The organism is Idiomarina sp. UBA3176 (assembly GCF_002364295.1).
Taxonomy (GTDB): Bacteria; Pseudomonadota; Gammaproteobacteria; order Enterobacterales; family Alteromonadaceae; genus Idiomarina; species Idiomarina loihiensis.
The window spans coordinates 117,868-134,457 of sequence record NZ_DEXU01000005.1; the positions used below are offsets into that span (position 1 = coordinate 117,868).

Sequence of the window (16,590 nt, forward strand, 5' to 3'; positions counted from 1 at the left end):
ACCAAACTGCGCTAATCGCCGAATTTCTCCGAAAGCCGTGTCATACGCAGCTTTTAAAAACACTATTGCTGGTCGACAACGGTGGCGAATATTACCTGCTGAAGACTGACCCGTCAAACTTTTTTTCGGTTATCAGTGCCGACTGGCTACTTTTGCAACAACCTGACGACTAAACCAACAACCGGTGACATTCAGGGCAGAAAAAAGTTACAATACAACTTATATATCACCTTGAATTCTCTCATCTTTGGGAACGTCATTATGCCAGCTCAAATTATCGATGGTAAAACCATCGCTGCCACTGTTCGCCAGGCGGTTAAACAGCAAGTAAAAGAACGCATTGATTCCGGATTACGGGCACCAGGGTTAGCTGTTGTTCTGGTCGGAAGCGACGCCGCTTCAGAAGTTTACGTGGGCAACAAGCGCCGTGCCTGTGAAGACGTTGGTTTTCGTTCGTTTGATTACGACTTACCAATAACCACAACACAGAAAGAACTTGAGAAGCTCATTGAAGAGCTGAACGATGACGACGCCGTAGATGGTATTTTAGTTCAGCTTCCGTTGCCTGCGGGTCTGGATGCCACACCAATTTTAGAAAGAATTCGCCCGGATAAAGATGTCGATGGCTTCCATCCATTCAATATTGGACGTTTGTCACAACGTATCCCGGCTTTGCGCCCCTGTACCCCCAAAGGTATTATGACACTGTTAGAGCACACGCACGTTGACTTACACGGCTTAAACGCAGTGGTTGTCGGGGCATCGAATATTGTTGGTCGTCCAATGAGCCTGGAGTTATTACTGGCAGGAGCAACAACGACGGTGTGTCATCGCTTTACCAAAGACTTATCCGATCATGTCAAGCGTGCTGATATCGTTGTTGTTGCGGTAGGCAAAGCGGAGTTCATTCCTGGCGAGTGGATTAAACCTGGCGCCATCGTCATAGATGTAGGAATGAATCGCCTGCCCGATGGTCGATTAACCGGTGACGTGGAGTTCTCTGTCGCTGCCGAGCGAGCCGGCTGGATCACTCCTGTTCCCGGTGGCGTTGGCCCCATGACAGTTGCCTCGTTAATTGAGAACACATTGCAGGCCTGTGTCGATTATCACGACGTTCGTTAAATTTTATTGCTGTCGGTAGCCGCTTAACATGACATGTTGAGCGGTATTCGATAACCCCCACAACGGTTTATCAAATAAAGTACTTCGGCCTGCACAGTAAGTCGCGGCTTTTGAATCTGAGACTAAACTCTGTGTTGCCGCCAGAAAATCAGCAGCAATTGGAATTTCCAGTGGCAAGCACCAATAAGTTTCAATAACCAAAACGCGTGCCTGATGCCATTCCTCGGAGGCATTATCGCCAGCCCGTGCATGATAATGGTCAACCGAAATTTCCAGTACGTCTTTTTGCAATTCGTTATCCCAGCGCCAGTCCGAAAACTGGCGAAAATCATCAGTACTGGGTGACAGAACCTTTAATTGTCCAAAGCGCGAGAAATGAAGTCGCTGTTTAGCTATAGCCTCAGCTGCGGCGGCTATTTTGTTATCTATGTTCAGTTGTGGTTTTAAACCGGCCATTCCTGCCGCCAGCGTGTTCACCATGGCATTATTGTTACCATGGTTAAGACTTCCTGCCCTCACCGCATACTGATTCGCTACTGTAAGTGTTTGCTGCGCCCACCAAATAAAGAGAGCCTGAATAAAAGTAAAAACGCAGGCGACAATAACAGGCCAAACGACCAGCAACTCAACACTCGCCTGCCCGGATTGTTTTTTCAATATTTTAACGGGGTTCAGAAAAGAAAAACCCGCTGCCGGAAAAGCAGCGGGAAGTGTTATGCTCAAGCGAGACAATAACATGAGGACCTCCGTGTCCGGTGTGCCGTGTCCTTCAATAGACACGGCACTATGTTAGTCCTGCTTTTATATTTTAACTATTGGCAAAATGAGTGTTTGCTCGTAAGCCTTTAACTACTTTTCTTCTACCTGCCATTTACCACTGCGGTAAAAAGCCTTCCAGCCCGTTTGTTTCTTCTTAATTTCAGTAACAACGTACTGTTCTTTGTGCTTTCTTGAAAAACGAACAATAGCATCATTACCGTCATCATCTTCTTTCGGGGCTTCAGCCAGGTACTTGAACTTTTCCGGTAAACGATCTTTAAACTTAGCCAGTTCTTTTACCGTAACTGCCCGAGTTTCTCTCGATTTAGGGAAGGTATTGGCCGACAGGAAAATACCGGAGGCACCGTCTCTTAGCACAAAGTAAGCATCCGACTCTTCACAAGGTAACTCAGGCAACGGCACTGGGTCTTCTTTCGGTGGCGCAGCTTCCCCGCTTCGAAGTAATTTTCGGGTGTTTTTACACTCACTGTTAGTGCAGCCGAAGTACTTACCAAAACGTCCCGTTTTTAACTGCATTTCAGAACCACACTTATCGCATTCAATGGTGGGTCCGTCATACCCCTTAATGCGGAAAGTCCCCTCTTCAACCAGTTGACCGTCACATGTTGGGTTGTTACCACAAACATGAAGCTTACGCTTTTCGTCAATAAGGTAACTGTCCATTGCGGTGCCACACTTAGGGCAACGCTTTTTGGCACGAAGCGCTTCTGTTTCGCGCTCTTCTTCGTCAGTCACCTCTATCGCTTCTTCGCCCGGTGTCAGGTTAAGCGTTTTGGTACAACGTTCTTTGGGCGGTAAGTTATAGCCAGAACAGCCAAGGAATACGCCCGTGGACGCTGTTCTTATTCCCATTTTACGACCACACTCAGGGCAATCGATATCGGTAAGAACCATGCTGTTCTCACGCATGCCGCCCTCAGTCGGTTCCAGTTCTGCTTTTTCCAGGCGCTCTTTAAAGTCTGCATAAAACTTATCCAGAGTCTCTTTCCAGTCACGTTTCCCGGCAGCAATATCATCCAGCGCCTGTTCCATTTCTGCCGTAAAGTTATAATTCATTAGCTCAGTGAAGTTCTCAATCAACCGATCATTGACAATTTCACCCATTTTCTCGGCAAAGAAACGACGGCTCTCCACCCGAACATAACCGCGATCCTGAATGGTAGAAATAATTGAAGCATAAGTTGATGGACGACCAATGCCTCGTTTCTCCAGTTCTTTGACCAGAGAAGCCTCACCATAACGCGCCGGTGGCTTAGTAAAGTGTTGTTCCGGATTCAGTTTCTCCAGCTGTAATGCATCGCCTTTTTTCACATCAGGCAAGGTCGCATCACCGTCTTTTTTACTACTGGCCGGAGGCATCACCTTAGTCCAACCGGCAAACCGCATCACACGTCCGCGAGCTTTCAATTCAAAATCGCCGGCGGTTGCCGTCAGAGTGGTACTATCGTATCGAGCCGGTACCATTTGGCAGGCCACAAACTGACGCCAAATCAACTCATACAAACGCTGCGCGTCTCGCTCCACAGAAGCCAGTGACTCTGACTTAACCTTCACATCTGACGGACGTATCGCTTCGTGCGCTTCCTGTGCGTTACTTTTTGCACCATAGCGAACAGGATCGTCCGGTAAATAATTTTTACCAAAGTCCTTGGTAATTAATTCACGACAAGCATCGACAGCCTCAGAACTTAAATTGGTTGAATCGGTACGCATGTACGTAATGTGGCCTGCTTCATACAGACGCTGAGCCATCATCATGGTTTTCTTAACGCCAAAGCCTAATCGGGTACTGGCGGCTTGCTGCAGAGTCGAGGTAATAAAAGGCGCACTGGGTTTACTGGACGTTGGCTTATCTTCACGCCCGGTAATTTCATAGCCGGCTTTTTTCAGTAGTGCTAAAGCTGCGTCCGTTTCCTGTTTATTGGACGGACGGAAGTTCTTACCAGCCTGCTTCATCACCTGCATGCGCAGAGACTCGTCCGCAGGCGTGTTTAAGTCTGCATGAACGTCCCAGTACTCTTCCGGTACAAAGGCTTTAATTTCACGCTCACGTTCAACCACAAGCCTTACAGCGACAGATTGGACACGTCCTGCTGACAACCCTCGGGCGATTTTCTTCCACAACAAGGGCGACACCATAAAACCAACGACCCGATCCAGGAAACGTCGGGTCTGCTGCGCATTAACCCGGTCGGTGTTCAGCTCTGCCGGATGTTGAAAAGCTTCTTGAATGGCTTTTTTCGTTATTTCGTTAAACACCACGCGTTTATATCGCGAGTCATCACCACCAATAAGTTCCCGCAAGTGCCAGGCTATCGCCTCTCCCTCGCGGTCCAAATCCGTTGCCAGAATAATTTCATCTGACTTTTTGGCTAACTGTTTTAGCTCTTTAACGACTTTTTCTTTTCCCTGCAGAACCTCGTAATGCGCTTCCCAGTCATTTTCCGGGTCAACCCCCATACGAGCAATCAGTCGCTTATAATCACGTTCTTTCTGGTATTTTGCCTTAGCATCCGGCGACATCTTGCGTACTTCTGCAGCCGGCTTACTCTTTATTGTCTCAGTGGCACGGGTAGGCAGATCACGGACATGACCAACACTGGACTTAACGACAAAGTCCTTACCTAAATACTTATTAATCGTTTTGGCTTTTGCCGGAGACTCGACAATGACGAGCGATTTTGCCATAGAATAATCGTTCTCTTGTTGTAGATGACCGTGTATATACGTGCTAACAGTAACAATTACAAGTGCAATTGCTCTTTAGCGGCCTTTTTTAGGTATATCGGTTATCGCTTGCAGAAACAACCGCAACTCGGTTATTTGATAAAAATTCGCACAAGTTAAATAAACAGTCACAATTACGTTAGCAAGCCAAAGTCCAGAAAAATAAAGGCTTTCAAGGCCGTTTTAAAACAGTATAATGGCAATTAAGTTTCTATTTTTAGGTGCACGATACGTGCAGGGAGTATCGACAAGTGAGCATGCAACACTTCGAAGTCAACTATGACGGTTTGGTTGGGCCAACTCATAACTACGCTGGACTGTCGTTCGGCAACGTTGCCTCTTTAGCCAATGCAAAAGCAACATCCAGTCCCAAACATGCTGCCCTGCAAGGTCTGAAAAAAATGAAAGCCTTGCACGATATGGGAATGAAGCAAGGTGTGTTGGCGCCACAGGAACGCCCGGATATTTTTGCATTACGCCGCCTGGGCTTCCACGGTACTGATTCCGAGGTTTTATACCGTGCAGCAACCGAAGCGTCCGCCATATTTCAGGCCGTTTGCTCCGCTTCCAGTATGTGGACAGCCAATGCCGCGACAGTTTCGCCCAGTGCAGACACAGCAAATGGGAAAGTGCATTTCACTCCGGCGAATCTGACCAATAAGTTTCACCGTTCGTTAGAACCACAAACCAGTGGCCGTATTCTGCAGGCAATGTTCAATAATGGTCGTTATTTTGAGCATCACACCCACCTGCCGGACAATGAACATTTTGGTGACGAAGGTGCCGCGAACCACACCCGTCTGTGTCGTGAATATGGTCATGCCGGAATTGAGCTCTTTGTTTTTGGCCGTTACGCCTTCGACAGTTCTAAACCAGCACCTAAGCGCTTCCCGGCAAGACAGACTCTGGAAGCCTCTCAGGCAATTGCCCGGTTGCATGGTTTAAGTGAAGACAACACCGTTTACATTCAGCAGAACCCCGATGTTATTGACCAGGGCGTATTCCATAATGATGTTATCGCGGTCGGTAACCAGAATGTGCTTTTTTATCACGAGCAGGCCTTTACTGATACCGAGTCGAAATTAGCAGAAATTCAACGTAAATTCGGCGAACATCCGCTACATTTCATTAAAGTTGCTACAGAACAAGTGAGCATTCAGGACGCAGTAAATACCTACTTATTCAATACTCAGTTAATTACACCGCCCGACGGCCAAATGACCATTATCGCGCCTACCGAGTGCCAGGAAAACGATAATGTCCGTTCCTATCTTGAACAGTTGACGCAAAGCGCTGACAGCCCAATTAAGCGGGTTGAGTACTTTGACGTGAAGCAGAGTATGCGCAACGGTGGCGGTCCAGCCTGTTTGCGTTTACGTGTTGCTTTAAACGATGAAGAAATAGCGGGTGCAAACCAGAATTGCCTGATGTCTGAAGGGTTATTTAATCGTTTGAATCAATGGGTAGAGAAGCATTACCGTGATGAGTTAGCAGTCGACGATTTACGTGACCCGGCGCTACTGGAAGAATCGCGCACGGCACTTGATGAGTTAACACAAATTATGAAGCTGGGTTCGGTGTACCCATTCCAGCAAGACTGAGCGCCCAGCGCTCAGTCTTTTATTTCAGAATGAATTAATCGTTGTCGTTGTGAAGTTCGAGGTTGGCGTCTTCTGAGCCGTCACGATCGGACCTTGCAACGTCATTACGTGCCGCATGCAAACGATCTAAGTACTCCTGGCTCACATCACCCGTTACGTATTCACCACTGAATACCGACGTATCAAAACGTTTAATTGATCGGTTCTCTGCTCCTACTGCTTCAATTAAGTCGTCAAGATCCTGATAAATGAGACCATCAGCTTTAATTATGTCACGAATTTCCGTTGCTTCACGTCCGTGACCAATCAGCTCGTTAGCGCTTGGCATATCAATACCGTAAACGTTCGGGAAGCGAATTTCCGGAGCCGCTGAAGCAAAATATACTTTTTTCGCACCGGCTTCACGAGCCATTTCAATTATCTGTTCTGACGTTGTTCCACGTACAATTGAATCATCAACCAGTAGGACATTTTTACCACGGAATTCCGCGCTAATGGCATTTAACTTTCGGCGTACTGATTTACGTCGCTGAGTCTGTCCCGGCATAATAAAGGTACGACCAATATAACGGTTTTTCACAAAGCCCTGGCGATAAGGTAAGTCCAGCACGCTGGCTATCTCTAAAGCGATATCACAGCTGGTTTCAGGAATTGGAATAACCACATCAATATCGAGTTCGCCGTAATCACGCTTTATCTTCTCGCCCAGCTTACGGCCCATATTAACCCGAGAGGCATAGACCGAAATGCCATCAATAAACGAGTCGGGACGCGCAAAGTACACGTACTCAAAAATACACGGACAATGTATTGGCTTATCAGCGCACTGACGAGAATACAGCTTGCCATCGTTTGTAATATAAATAGCTTCGCCAGGCTCGACATCGCGCATATATTTAAAACCGGTGCCGTCAATGGCAACGCTTTCAGAGGCAACAATGTACTCTTCGCCGTCTTCGGTATCACGTTTACCCAGGGCTAAAGGACGAATGCCCCATGGGTCACGGAATGCAACCATGCCATGACCGAGGATCATTGCTACCACGGCATAAGAACCACGAACCTGACGGTGAACCGCGGTCATGGTGCGAAAAACGTCTTCTTCGCTCAGCGTTAAACTCTCGTTTTTATCCAGCTCATTGGCAAAAATGTTCAGCAAAATTTCCGAATCAGAAGTGGTATTAATGTGGCGACGGGCCGTTTGAAACAAATGTTCCTGAACGTCAGCAGCATTAGTTAAGTTACCGTTGTGCGCCATGGCAATACCAAAAGGCGAGTTAACATAGAATGGCTGCGCTTCTGCTGAGCTCGAACTTCCGGCCGTAGGGTAACGCACATGACCAATACCGACATTACCCGACAAGCGGTGCATGTGACGTGTATGGAACACATCCCGCACCAATCCGTTGGCTTTTCTTAAACGCAAAGTACAGTGCTCATCAACTGTCATAATACCAGCGGCGTCCTGGCCACGATGTTGAAGCATGGTTAACCCATCGTAAAGCGCTTGGTTAACAGGCTGCTTACCAACAATACCAACAATACCACACATGTCTTTTCACCTTTTTATACAGGTTGAGGGACTAAAAAACTGGAGCTGTTTTCCAGATAGCTGAAAAACCACTGAATAAATACACCGAAATGAGGAATTAACACGGACTCCTTCCACCAGTCACTGGAAGATAACGTAGTAAAAGAGTCTATAAAGAATAATAACGCACTGACAATTAGCACTCCGCGTAAAGCGCCAAACACCAGACCAAGCACCCGGTCGGTTCCGGACAAGCCGGTGTGATGAACTAATTGAGACAGAATATAGTTGATAATAGCGCCCAGAATAAGTGTCGCTACGAATAATGCGGCAATAGCGGCAGCGTTTCTGACCAACGGATCATCAATTTGGGTAAAGTATACCGCAAGATCTTCGTAGAACTGACTAGCGATAAAAAAAGCTGCTATCCAGATGGCCAGAGATACGGCTTCTTTAACGAACCCTCTTACCAGGCTGATAAGCGTAGAAAGGCCGATAACAATAATAATGGCGTAGTCAATCCAGAGCATAATGACTCACAATTGCTGGGCTAAAGACGCGGGCGATTTTAACAGAATGCGATTCATAATGTGATTTCTTTTCGCATATATTGCAAAACTTATGGCCGGTAGGTAATGACCTTACCTTCAAGGCCAGTTAGCTCTTTTAACGGCGTCAGTTGCTTTTCTAGTTCTGTTTTTGACGTATCCGGACCAACCAATACACGGATCAAAGAACCTCCGGACGTCTCTTGAGAGTATGCGGCAAAGCCTTTTGCCTGTAGCTGTGAAATAAGCCGCTTAACACTATCTTCCTGGCTAAAAGCACCTAACTGAATAACCCAGGCTTTACCATCGACCGCGAACTCGGCTGGCTCACGTGGTGGAGCTTGTACGTTGCTGTCCTCCTGAACCGAAGCGGCCTCATCTGCCGTTTTCTCAACATCTGATGATGCTTCTTCAACCGTAACGGGTTCTGCTACAGTTGTATCTGATAGAGTTTCCGGCTTCTTCAGCTGCTCCTCTACTGCGGGTTTTAATGGAATGGTTTCCATTGGTTCCACAGGCTCTTTCTTTTCGCCATCAAGCACATCTGGAATAATGATCACGGCTAACGCCACAAGTATTAAAGTGCCAACGAGACGATTTTGTAGAGGACTGGACAAAGCTCAAGCTCCTTTTAGATACGCGTTAATTCTCGCTACAGTGTAAAACGAGCCGAAGCCGAAAACCAGAGCTTTGCCGTCATTCATTTGCCATTGCTGCGCTGCTGTCACTGCTGCTGCAAACGCCTGCTCCACCGATTCAAACAGATAACAGGATTCCGTAGGTAATTTAGCATTGATCACCAAGTTATCCGCAGTTTCACCACGCGGCTCTGACAGTGAGCCAAGATACCAGGCAGAAGCCTGAGAACTCAATGCGTTAGCGACACCGGCATGGTCTTTGTCACTTAACATCCCCACAACAGCAAAAATTTTATGTTGTGGATAAAATTTATTCAAATAGCGACTAGCATAAACTGCAGCCTGCGGGTTATGCGCAACGTCCAGCAAAACTTCAATACCATTAACGGTATCAGACTGCATTCTCCCAGGTAAACTTGCCCGAGTAATACCTTCACGAATAGCCGATAAGCTGACTGGTAACGGCAATTGTTCGATAGCCGCAATGGCTGTTGACGCGTTGATAAGAGGCAGTTTTGGTAACGGCAAGTCATTCAATTGGGTGTTCTGACTACGATAACTCCAGCTTTCATCGTATTCGGTACGATGAAAGTCACGCCCGACTTGATAAAGCTTAGCCCCGATGCGCTCCGCGCTTTCTGCAATACTGGCCGTTGGACTTGCTTCACCACAAATTAATGGCTTACCCGATCTGGCAATACCGGCTTTTTCATACCCAATGTGCTCACGATTATTTCCGAGAAAAGCAATGTGGTCGATGCCGATACTGGTGACCACAGCCACGTCTGCGTCAACACAGTTAACCGCGTCTAGACGCCCACCCAGGCCTACCTCAAGAATAGCGACATCCGGAGACTGGCGACCCATTAACCAAAGCGCCGCTAACGTACCAAACTCAAAATAAGTTAATGACGTATTGTTACGAGCCTGCTCAATAGCATGAAATGCTTTAACGTGTTCGGAGTCCGGCAATTCTTGCGCATTAACCCGAACTCGCTCGCGATACTCGGTAATATGCGGTGAGGTATAAACGCCGGTAGTGTAACCTGCCGCCTGCAGAATCGTTTCCAGATAGCAAACTGTTGAGCCTTTACCATTGGTTCCGCTAACCGTTATGACTAAAGCTGCCGGCTTTAATACGCCGGCATTAGCAGCCACTCTGGCTACACGCTCCAGACCCATATCGATATTTTTCGGATGAAGTTTTTCGAGGTAGGTCAGCCACTCCTGCAGTGATGCAGTCACTGCAGGAGCTGATGAAGATATCTCCGCCATTACTCGTTTACACTTACTTCCGTAGCTTCGGTAGAAGGTAAGTTTTGCATTTTCGCCAACAAACGGGCAACAGTATCGCGCATATCACGACGGTCGGTAATCATGTCGATAGCCCCATGTTCCAGCAGGAACTCAGCGCGTTGAAAACCTTCCGGTAAGGTTTGACGAACCGTTTGTTCAATAACCCGAGGTCCGGCAAAGCCGATGAGAGCTTTTGGTTCAGCAATATGAATATCGCCCAACATTGCCAGACTCGCAGAAACACCACCCATGGTCGGGTCGGTTAATATCGAGATGAACGGCAGGCCTTCTTCGCTCATACGAGCTAAAGCCGCAGAGGTCTTAGCCATTTGCATTAACGACATCAGAGCTTCCTGCATACGAGCACCGCCGGAGGCAGAGAAACATACCAGCGGAATACGATGCTTAAGGCAGACTTCGGCAGCCAGTACAAACTTAGCCCCTACCACCGATGCCATGGAGCCGCCCATAAAGTTAAAGTCAAAGGCAACCGCGACTAGAGGAACGCCTTTTACGGTACCTTTCTCGGCAATTAGGGCGTCGTTCTCACCCGTGCTTTTTTGCGCGGCAGCAATACGGTCTTTGTATTTTTTGGAATCTTTAAAGCGCAGAACATCTTTTGGCTCTAAATCTGTGCCTATTTCTTCGCGATTGTCTTTATCCAGAAAAATATCTAAACGGCTGCGCCCGGTAACCCGCATGTGATGATCACACTTAGGGCAAACATTAAGGCTGCGTTCTAAATCAGCCTTATAAATAATATTGCCACAGGCCGTGCACTTGCTCCACACGCCCTCTGGAACGCCACGTCGTTTGTTAATTTTTGGCTTCGCAAGAATTCTTTCTATCCAGCTCATACTATTCCGCCCAAAGGCTGTTATTAGTCAATTTGATGTAGCTTACATGGTACCACAAATGGGTCAAGCAAAGAGGTCATAACAGTGACTCTTAATCGCCTAGCCACAAAGGTCCCAGTGGAGCATCGGGTATATTATAGTGTTCCGGGTAAGTTACTGCCACCAGGTAAAGTCCGCCGGGTTTCGCTGTAGCTGCAGCCTTGGTGCGGTCTTTCTGTCTTAACAATTCTCCAATCCAGTCCGGTGGCTGCAGGTGCTGACCAACAACGATCAAACTGCCGACGATATTTCGCACCATGTGATGCAAAAAGGCATTCGCCGAAATATCCACGATAATATAGTCGCCACGGCGTTCAACCGTTAAATCGGAAACCTTACGAAACGGGGTATGCGACTGGCAATGAGATGCCCGGAATGCAGTAAAGTCATGTTCACCGACAAGCGCCTGAGCAGCTTCTTGCATAACTTCAGCGTCAAGTGGTTGATGATAATGACTGACCCCTGCCGAATGGATCCCCGGACGGAATCTGGTATTGGCAATAATATAACGGTAACGTCGCGACGTAGCGCTAAACCGCGCACTGAACTCACTGTCAACTTCCCGCGCCCAGCGTACAGCAATACCAGCGGGCAGATTACTGTTCACTCCTAACGTCCAGGCAACATCAGCTCTTGGTACCGGGACATCAAAATGCACGATCTGTGCGGTAGCATGAACACCAGCATCCGTTCTGCCGGCACAAGTTACCTCAACAGGCGCATTCGCTATTTTACTCAAAGCCTCTTCAACACACTGCTGAACACTGGCTACTTCACGTTGTCGTTGCCATCCATAATAACGACTGCCGTCGTATTCAAGGCATAAGGCCATTCGCATACTACTTTATCCTACGAATCTAGTTTCTGTTGCAGCGTCTTAGCTTCATTTGCCAGCGCTTCATCATCACCTTCTGCTAATTGCTGAAGAATCTCCCGAGCTTCGTCCTCTTCGCCCATTTCAATATAGGCTCTGGCAAGATCAAGCTGACCCGACGGTTCATCATCTTGTGGAGCCCCTTCGGCATCTCCAGATTCATCATCCGGTAAAACGTCTTTTACTGCCGACGACTGATAGCGATCACTGTCTTCGTCTTCCTCATCGGCATCCGCCATTAAGGAGTCAATATCCACAAATTCATCGTCGTCGGTAGCGCTAAATGCATCAGTTTCGGCTTCGCTTTCGGTGTCGTTTTCTTCTGTAGCCGGCTCATCTTCATCGACAATATTATCCGCATTATCGGAACCACCAAATAGCGACTCTAAGTCTTTGTCCGCTTCATCTTCTGCCTTATCAAGTTCCGCATCGTCGTCGGGAACTTCTTCTTCAAGGTCATCCAGTGACTGAGTCAACTCATCCGACTCTTGCAGCAACTGTTCCAGATTATCTTCTTCGGAGTCTTCTTCTACAGGCTGGCTTTCCTCCTGCGAGGTTAGCTCGGTTTCTTCCGCTTCGGCAGCCTCTTCTGATTGAGCCTCATCAGCTTCTGGTTCATCTTCGGCTTCGGAGCTGTCGGTTTCTATGCTTTCCGCTTTCTCACTTTCCGGCTCATCGGCTTCGTTTTCCGCAAGACCCAACTCAGCGAGAACATCATCAACCTCGCTGTCGTCAAAGTCATCCGGCAACAAGTCGTCACTTTCCTGGTCTGAATCAGTTTCGCCTTTGTCAGGCTTATCATCAACTGCACGCTCATCGTCGCTGTCAGCTTCTTCAGGAGTTTCTGAAGGCGCGTTGTCGGACAAAATGTCATCGATATCATCGACGTCAGCTACTGCAGACTCTTCTTCTGTTGCTTCACCTTCTTGCTCAATATTTTCTGAAACAGGTTCATCAGCATCTGCACTCGATGACTCCGGAGACTCTTCTTCATCAGTGACGGAAAGGTCAATCGCCTGTTCATCATCATCGTCGGCTTCGCCAAATAAACGATCCAGTTCATCCTGAGACAATTCACTAGACTCTTCGTCTTCTTCATCCGGCAATACAGCCTGATCATCGTCGTCTAAATCGTCTTCTACAGCCGGTTCAGTTTCGGCTTCCGGCTTCGGTTCTTCCTTCCTGGCATCGTCTTTTCCATCGTCAAGACGAACGCTCAAATCAGCGGCTTCCGGCTCATCCGAATTTCCGGTTAACTCAGCCTCTAGCGCACTTAAGTCGTCACCTTCGTCATCAGTGCTTTCTTCACCATCAATATCGAATAAGCCATCTGTACTGTCGTTAGGTACATCTCCCAGCAGTTCTTTATCGAGTTCAGCGGCGGCTTCTTCTTCAGTAAGCTCTTTACTGCTCTTTTCTTCCGCCTCTTCATCTTCCTCTACCGGTTTGGCTGAACGGCGCAAAAAGAAAAACACAATAAGACCGATAATAAGCAGTGCCGGTAATACTGATACAAGCAACATATTCAAAGGACTTTGCAACCAGTCGGAAAACCCGGACTCCTGCTCCAGCTCTTCTCTAGCCTGCTGTTCAAGCAGCTCCCGTTGTTGAGCTAATACCTGTTGAAACTGAACTTCCAGTTCATCGGTTTTGCTCACATTATTGGCAAGCTCATCTAAACGCGACGCTAATGCGTCGATACGCTCCTGCAGAGACTTATTCTCTTCATACATGCGCTCAACCGCCTGCATGGACTGCTGCATATCAGAGCGCAACTCCTGAAAGTTTTGTTCCTGTCGCTGTTCAACTTCCTGAATGGTTTGTTCAGCTTTCTCCCGGGCCTGCTCAAGTAACTCCTGCTGTTCCGCGCGAGTTTTCTGAGTGTCCTGCCGAGCTTGCGAGAGTTGTTGAGACTTGGTTTTTAATTGGCTATCTACCACGACTTGCCGACGAGCGGCTTCGGGGTTAACCATTTTGATTTCTTGCAAAGAGGGAATGCGCAGGTAAAAACCATTGAGCATGCGGTTCATATTACCATCGACGAAGGCATCGTCATTAGCCTGCACAATAGCAACCATAGTCTGATACTGGGTCACACTGGAGTGTGGCTTATAACGCCGCGCAATATCCCACAAGGTGTCGTTGCTGCTTATAGGCCCATAGCGCTCCTGGCCGATACGAACATCGGTTGCTTCTGAGCCTTTCTCGCCTTTTATAACGACGCCATCCTGCCAGCCTGCAGCAGCGACAGTCATGCTGCCGGACAACACCATGGCTGCCAGCGAGAAGTATCTCAGTACCTGCACTATCTTGGTTTTTCTCATCCTTTAGTCTCTGCCCGCGCTTTGCTCTTATCTTTAACGGCGTTCGTTAAAAAAACTTTATGACATACAGCTGCTTAAATTACCAGTAATCACGAATTAAAGTTTCTGCAATTTGTATGCTGTTGGTTGCCGCACCTTTGCGTATGTTGTCCGATACAACCCACAGGTTAAGTCCATTAGGGTGGCTGATATCTTCCCGTACCCGCCCTACAAAGACATCGTCATTGCCAGCAGCATTTCCCACTTGAGTCGGAAATTCCTCGCGCTGTTCCATTAAAGTAACACCCGGAGCCTCGCTTAACAGCTGTTTTGCATGCTCAGCGGTAATTGGCTGCCGCGTTTCAATATGAATGGCTTCTGCGTGTCCGAAAAATACAGGAACCCTTACCGCCGTAGGATTAACCCGAATACTGGGGTCATTAAATATCTTTTGGGTTTCCCACACCATTTTCATTTCTTCTTTGGTGTAGTCATTCTCCTGAAAAACGTCTATTTGAGGAATGCAGTTGAAAGCAATTTGTCGACTGAAGTTCGCGACCGTCGGCTGCTTGCCGTTTAAAAGTTCTGCAGTCTGCTTTGCCAGCTCTTCCATCGCCTCTTTACCAGCACCGGATACCGACTGATAGGTGCTGACATTTATGCGCTCAATGCCGACCGCATCATGAATAGGCTTAAGCGCAACCATCATTTGAATAGTAGAGCAATTCGGATTAGCAATAATATTGCGGTTTCTGAAATCGGCTAGCGCCCAGGCATTAACCTCCGGCACGACCAAAGGAATATCCGGTTCATAGCGATATTCAGAGGTGTTATCAATAACCACACAACCTGCTTCAGCAGCTTTGGGGGCGAACTCGCGTGAAATTGAACCACCCGCTGAAAAGAACGCGATATCCGCATTAGACCAGTCGAACTCACCAGCATCTAACACTTCTATTTCTTCGCCGTTGAAGTCCACTGTTGCGCCAGCGGAGCGGGCACTAGCTAACGGAAAAAGTTCTGCCACCGGGAATTTTCGCTCAGCTAAAATTTCTATCATTTGCTGGCCCACTAAACCTGTTGCACCTAATACGGCAACGCGAAACCCATGTGACATGCTAACTCCTTACTTAGACAATAGCCGGGCACTAAAGCCCAACTGTAAAAACTGGATATATTGCTCGCTATTATGGCATGTAACGACCTGATTAATGAACTCTCTGCGCGGGCTTTCTTTGCGATAATTGCGTCGTAAACTATCAAAACCTTCGGTAGTGAGACCCTGTTGTCGGAAAAGTTCATCGTCCCGGAACAAGTCGTAGTGTTCTTTTGCCCACAAATTAAGACTTTCCAGTGAATTCAACCCACCGGCATCACGTTCATTCCAGGCCTTCCCCGGCAACACATCAGACAAAGTCTTATCGGCGGGCTTACCAAAGTGTTCCAGCAATGCATTTGAAATCATTACCGCCCCGCCGACTTTACCTTCCAGACTGTGTCCGGCAATGTGTGGAGTTGCGATATCAACATAAGGCACTAAGCCTGACAATACTTCGGGCTCATTCTCCCATACATCCAGCACCAGCGATGGCCGCTCCCCCTGCTCTACACGCTCCAGTAAGGCATTATTGTCGATAACCGCACCCCGGCTGGCATTAATTAGTAACTGCTGCGAATGCAGTGACTGCAATGCCGTATTTTCAAACAAATGCTGAGTTGGGAAATCGCCGTCCCGCGTCAAAGGGACATGGCAGGAGATAATATCGGCCGTTAGTACACGCTGCCAATGGTCATGCACAAACTTAACGCCTTTTTTACACAAGGGCGGATCATAATAATGAACATTGAGTCCCAGAGCTTCCAGCCTCTTTCCGGCGGCTTTTCCCGTATGCCCGGCACCAACAATGGCAACATCGATTTCGTCAGCTACGTACCGGGATTTGCCATTTAACCAATTGAGCACGGCGCACAAAACATACTCACCAACTGACTGCGCATTCGCCCCCGGCGCGTGGGCAAAGCCAATGCCTCGCTCTTCTAGAGCCTGAAGATTGATATGCTCAGTGCCAATGGTTGCGGACGCAACAAACTTAAGTTCGGGAGCTTGTTCTAAAAGTACTTCATCAACTTGAGTCACAGAACGCACGAGTAAAGCATCAGCTTCTGCCAACAGTTTCTGCGGAGGGATTCGTTCAGAAAAGTAGGAAAGTGTTCCCGCACCCGACAATAAGTCGGAAAGTGCGGGAATATTCTGATCGGCAACGATTTTCATCG

At 47.8% G+C, this 16,590-nt stretch carries 13 protein-coding genes; 2 read left to right on the top strand and 11 right to left on the bottom strand.

What is annotated here, in order from left to right:
• Positions 1-261 precede the first annotated feature (261 nt).
• Positions 262-1,122, top strand: a complete 861-nt coding sequence (folD, locus tag B2U97_RS02170) for a bifunctional methylenetetrahydrofolate dehydrogenase/methenyltetrahydrofolate cyclohydrolase FolD (RefSeq protein ID WP_011234259.1) — start codon at positions 262-264, stop codon at positions 1,120-1,122.
• A 3-nt stretch (positions 1,123-1,125) separates the two neighbouring features.
• Here the strand turns inward: folD and B2U97_RS02175 are convergent, their stop codons facing one another.
• Positions 1,126-1,860 carry a TadE family protein gene (locus tag B2U97_RS02175; protein WP_273025029.1) on the bottom strand — a complete coding sequence of 245 codons (735 nt, stop codon included), beginning with the start codon at positions 1,858-1,860 and terminating at the stop codon, positions 1,126-1,128.
• A 111-nt stretch (positions 1,861-1,971) separates the two neighbouring features.
• Entirely contained in the window at positions 1,972-4,590 is a 2,619-nt protein-coding gene (gene topA, locus B2U97_RS02180) for a type I DNA topoisomerase (protein WP_273025031.1), read from the bottom strand.
• Positions 4,591-4,886: 296 nt separating this feature from the next.
• On the opposite strand from topA, the gene astB reads away from it, so the two are divergent.
• Positions 4,887-6,230 (top strand): N-succinylarginine dihydrolase, encoded by a 1,344-nt coding sequence (astB, locus tag B2U97_RS02185; RefSeq protein WP_286825157.1) that lies wholly within the window; start codon positions 4,887-4,889, stop codon positions 6,228-6,230.
• Positions 6,231-6,264: 34 nt separating this feature from the next.
• On the opposite strand, the gene purF is transcribed toward astB, so the two are convergent.
• From purF to B2U97_RS02230, 9 genes are all read right to left on the bottom strand, one after another.
• Positions 6,265-7,782, bottom strand: a complete 1,518-nt coding sequence (gene purF, locus B2U97_RS02190) for an amidophosphoribosyltransferase (protein WP_110012641.1) — start codon at positions 7,780-7,782, stop codon at positions 6,265-6,267.
• A gap of 14 nt (positions 7,783-7,796) precedes the next feature.
• Entirely contained in the window at positions 7,797-8,291 is a 495-nt protein-coding gene (locus tag B2U97_RS02195; RefSeq protein WP_286825072.1) for a CvpA family protein, read from the bottom strand.
• A gap of 89 nt (positions 8,292-8,380) precedes the next feature.
• On the bottom strand, positions 8,381-8,869 hold the full coding sequence (locus tag B2U97_RS02200) for an SPOR domain-containing protein (RefSeq protein WP_243734820.1): 489 nt from the start codon (positions 8,867-8,869) through the stop codon (positions 8,381-8,383).
• Positions 8,870-8,929: 60 nt separating this feature from the next.
• Positions 8,930-10,222, bottom strand: a complete 1,293-nt coding sequence (gene folC, locus B2U97_RS02205) for a bifunctional tetrahydrofolate synthase/dihydrofolate synthase (protein WP_153848967.1) — start codon at positions 10,220-10,222, stop codon at positions 8,930-8,932.
• Positions 10,222-11,100, bottom strand: coding sequence for an acetyl-CoA carboxylase, carboxyltransferase subunit beta (gene accD / locus B2U97_RS02210; protein WP_011234267.1), 879 nt, complete (start codon positions 11,098-11,100; stop codon positions 10,222-10,224). The genes folC and accD overlap by 1 nt, the downstream gene beginning before the upstream one ends.
• Positions 11,101-11,191: 91 nt before the next feature.
• Complete coding sequence (gene truA / locus B2U97_RS02215; RefSeq protein ID WP_011234268.1) at positions 11,192-11,977, bottom strand: tRNA pseudouridine(38-40) synthase TruA; 786 nt, start codon at positions 11,975-11,977, stop codon at positions 11,192-11,194.
• Positions 11,978-11,988: 11 nt separating this feature from the next.
• Positions 11,989-14,337 carry a FimV/HubP family polar landmark protein gene (locus tag B2U97_RS02220; RefSeq protein WP_011234269.1) on the bottom strand — a complete coding sequence of 783 codons (2,349 nt, stop codon included), beginning with the start codon at positions 14,335-14,337 and terminating at the stop codon, positions 11,989-11,991.
• A gap of 79 nt (positions 14,338-14,416) precedes the next feature.
• A complete protein-coding gene (locus B2U97_RS02225) occupies positions 14,417-15,433 on the bottom strand; it encodes an aspartate-semialdehyde dehydrogenase (RefSeq protein WP_034820040.1) in 1,017 nt (338 codons plus the stop codon).
• A 9-nt stretch (positions 15,434-15,442) separates the two neighbouring features.
• The gene (locus B2U97_RS02230; RefSeq protein WP_286825084.1) at positions 15,443-16,588 is read right to left on the bottom strand and encodes a 4-phosphoerythronate dehydrogenase; all 1,146 of its coding nucleotides are present in this window, start codon (positions 16,586-16,588) and stop codon (positions 15,443-15,445) included.
• Between the last annotated feature and the right edge of the window lie 2 nt (positions 16,589-16,590).

Coding starts and splice junctions, on each gene's coding strand:
- B2U97_RS02230 (WP_286825084.1), bottom strand. CDS start 16,588: ATGAAAATCGTTGCCGATCAGAATATTCCCGCACTTTCCGACTTATTG.
- B2U97_RS02175 (WP_273025029.1), bottom strand. CDS start 1,860: ATGTTATTGTCTCGCTTGAGCATAACACTTCCCGCTGCTTTTCCGGCA.
- accD (WP_011234267.1), bottom strand. CDS start 11,100: ATGAGCTGGATAGAAAGAATTCTTGCGAAGCCAAAAATTAACAAACGA.
- folC (WP_153848967.1), bottom strand. CDS start 10,222: ATGGCGGAGATATCTTCATCAGCTCCTGCAGTGACTGCATCACTGCAG.
- astB (WP_286825157.1), top strand. CDS start 4,887: ATGCAACACTTCGAAGTCAACTATGACGGTTTGGTTGGGCCAACTCAT.
- B2U97_RS02225 (WP_034820040.1), bottom strand. CDS start 15,433: ATGTCACATGGGTTTCGCGTTGCCGTATTAGGTGCAACAGGTTTAGTG.
- B2U97_RS02195 (WP_286825072.1), bottom strand. CDS start 8,291: ATGCTCTGGATTGACTACGCCATTATTATTGTTATCGGCCTTTCTACG.
- folD (WP_011234259.1), top strand. CDS start 262: ATGCCAGCTCAAATTATCGATGGTAAAACCATCGCTGCCACTGTTCGC.
- truA (WP_011234268.1), bottom strand. CDS start 11,977: ATGCGAATGGCCTTATGCCTTGAATACGACGGCAGTCGTTATTATGGA.
- B2U97_RS02220 (WP_011234269.1), bottom strand. CDS start 14,337: ATGAGAAAAACCAAGATAGTGCAGGTACTGAGATACTTCTCGCTGGCA.
- purF (WP_110012641.1), bottom strand. CDS start 7,782: ATGTGTGGTATTGTTGGTATTGTTGGTAAGCAGCCTGTTAACCAAGCG.
- topA (WP_273025031.1), bottom strand. CDS start 4,590: ATGGCAAAATCGCTCGTCATTGTCGAGTCTCCGGCAAAAGCCAAAACG.